This is a genomic window from Neisseria sp. HMSC070H10 (assembly GCF_001837635.1).
GTDB classification, from domain to species: domain Bacteria; phylum Pseudomonadota; class Gammaproteobacteria; order Burkholderiales; family Neisseriaceae; genus Neisseria; species Neisseria subflava_A.
This window is the reverse complement of the sequence record NZ_KV833383.1, coordinates 1-2,139: the sequence shown is the minus strand read 5'-3', so window position 1 is coordinate 2,139 and position 2,139 is coordinate 1. Positions and strand designations below refer to the sequence as shown.

Sequence of the window (2,139 nt, the reverse complement as noted above, 5' to 3'; positions counted from 1 at the left end):
TGCGGTAGCGGCATAAGGTGCTGTAATCGGGGATACTCAACTCGTCAAAACGGCAAAACAGGTTAAAATCGATGCGGGTGATAAGGCTGTGTTCGAGTTCGGGATCGGAGAGGCTGTGCCATTGTCCGAGCAGGACGGCTTTGAACATGGACAACAGGGGATAGGCGGGACGGCCGCGGTGGTCTCGAAGGTAACGGGTTCTTTGACGATTCAGGTATTGCTCGATCGGCTGCCAATCAATTACTTGATCCAACTTCAATAGTGGAAAACGGTCGATGTGTTTGGCAATCATGGCTTGGGCGGTTTGCAGGAAGAAGGTGGTCATGGAAAATCCCCTAAATGTCTTGATGGAAATTTAGGGGATTTTAGGGAATTTTGCAAAGGTCTCAGATTATCTGAAAATAAGATTCAAGGTTTTCAGACGACCTTTTAGCGGGTAAATTGCTCTCTAGATTGTTGTTACCGTAAAAGGTCGTCTGAAAATCCTACCCACTCAAAAAAAAACCGCCCTTTCAGGCGGTTTGTTTTCAGCTTAAACAGACGGTTATTGTTTTTTACCGCCGAATACACCGAAGGCATTGTTACTTTTATCTTCTTTGTCATGATAACTGTATCGCCCGGCCATTTCGGCAGCTTTGTCACCGTAGAATCCGCCGGTTACAGAGCCTTGTGCATCTGAAGTCCATTTACCGTTAAAGCTGCTGCCTGTAATATCTGCAGTAAAGGCTCGTTCATTCATGAACCATCTGTCACCACTATTGATTTTACCTGCGATAGTCTTGGTATCGAAGTTGACATCTGCGGTAAACGAACCGGTAGTACGGTAGCCTCCTGTATCACCCACCCAGTTTTCCTTATTATCCAAGTTGCGGGCACGGAAATTCAACACATCGCCGGCATACTTGGCTGTCCCTGACGGTAGAGAGGCACTCATTACCCCCTGAACAAACAAGGAGTAGGCATTATCGGCAAGTTTTGCCGCACCGAAGACAACATTGCTCAAATTGCCTGAAGCAACAAACGATTTGTAGTCCGAACCCAATTCAGTTCGATAGAGCTTGTTGGTAACAGGTGACAAAGCGATTGTCGTACCGTTGATAACGACTTTGGTCAAATCGGCGATATTCGATAAGAAGTATTGCTCGCCTGTTTCACCTTTTTTCAATTCGGCCGCAGCGGCATCACCTTTAGGTTTGGTTACGGGCGTATCGGGTTTGGCAACCGGCGCATCAGGCTGTCCGCCTGCTTGAGCTACCGCATCTTGGCGTTTTGCACCAAACACACCGCGCGCCACTACGTCTTCATCACGTTGGTTTTTGCCTGCCGCACTATATGTACCGGCAAGTTGGTCTGCCTTCGCGCCAAAGAATCCGCCTTGCATCGTACCTTGCTTGTTGGAGAAGGTGTTACCGTGCAAATCGCCATTGAAAGACAGATTTTCCGCCATATCGCGCGCATTGGATTTGACGACACCTGCAATCCTGTTGCCACCACTACCACCGCCAACCGTTTGATCGGAATAGCGGTTGATGCTGACATTGATGGTTTTTTGGTCGAAATTGACTTTTGCGGTAACATCGGTTGCTTTAGCGGCAGGATACAGATTGGCCAGCTTGGCTTGCGAACCGGTTTCAAAAATTTCTTGCAGACCTCTTGTATTGATCGGCAGTCCGTTTTGGAAATGCAGGCCGATGCCTTTATAGGTTGCATCCCCTCTTTGGGCTGCAACGGTATCACTGCCTGACGGCGTGCCTTGGACAAACAACGCCTGTTTCACATCACGCAGATCGCTGACATCGGCAACACCGCCGTAACGAACGTCAGGCAACAGGTCGCCGCTGTGTACCGCATATTGTGCTGCATCGGCTTTACCGCCGTTCATACTTTTTTCGCCCAACGTAAACTCACCCGCTTTAACGTCTTTGGTATTAATGGCGACACCATCAAGTACGACGCTGTTTTTATCCGAGGCAGTCGGAGCTTCGGTTTTGGCATATTCCAAATCGCCGGTTTCACGTTTTTTCGCTACCAAGACACCGCCATCCAAAGCCTTGCCCATTACTTTGCCTTCGCCGCCAAAACCTTGACCTGAATTGGCCTCATTGGCTTTCTTAGCGTCTTCAGCTTTCTTGGCTTCTT

2 protein-coding genes are annotated in these 2,139 nt (G+C 48.7%); both read right to left on the bottom strand.

Translation table 11 applies throughout. From position 1 onward, the window contains the following. Positions 1 to 325, bottom strand: a 325-nt coding sequence (locus HMPREF2606_RS08270; protein WP_141762188.1) for a transposase, incomplete at its 3' end; no start/stop codon positions are given. 219 nt (positions 326 to 544) lie between these two features. Continuing rightward, positions 545 to 2,139, bottom strand: a 1,595-nt coding sequence (locus HMPREF2606_RS08265; protein ID WP_070843507.1) for a transferrin-binding protein-like solute binding protein, incomplete at its 5' end; no start/stop codon positions are given.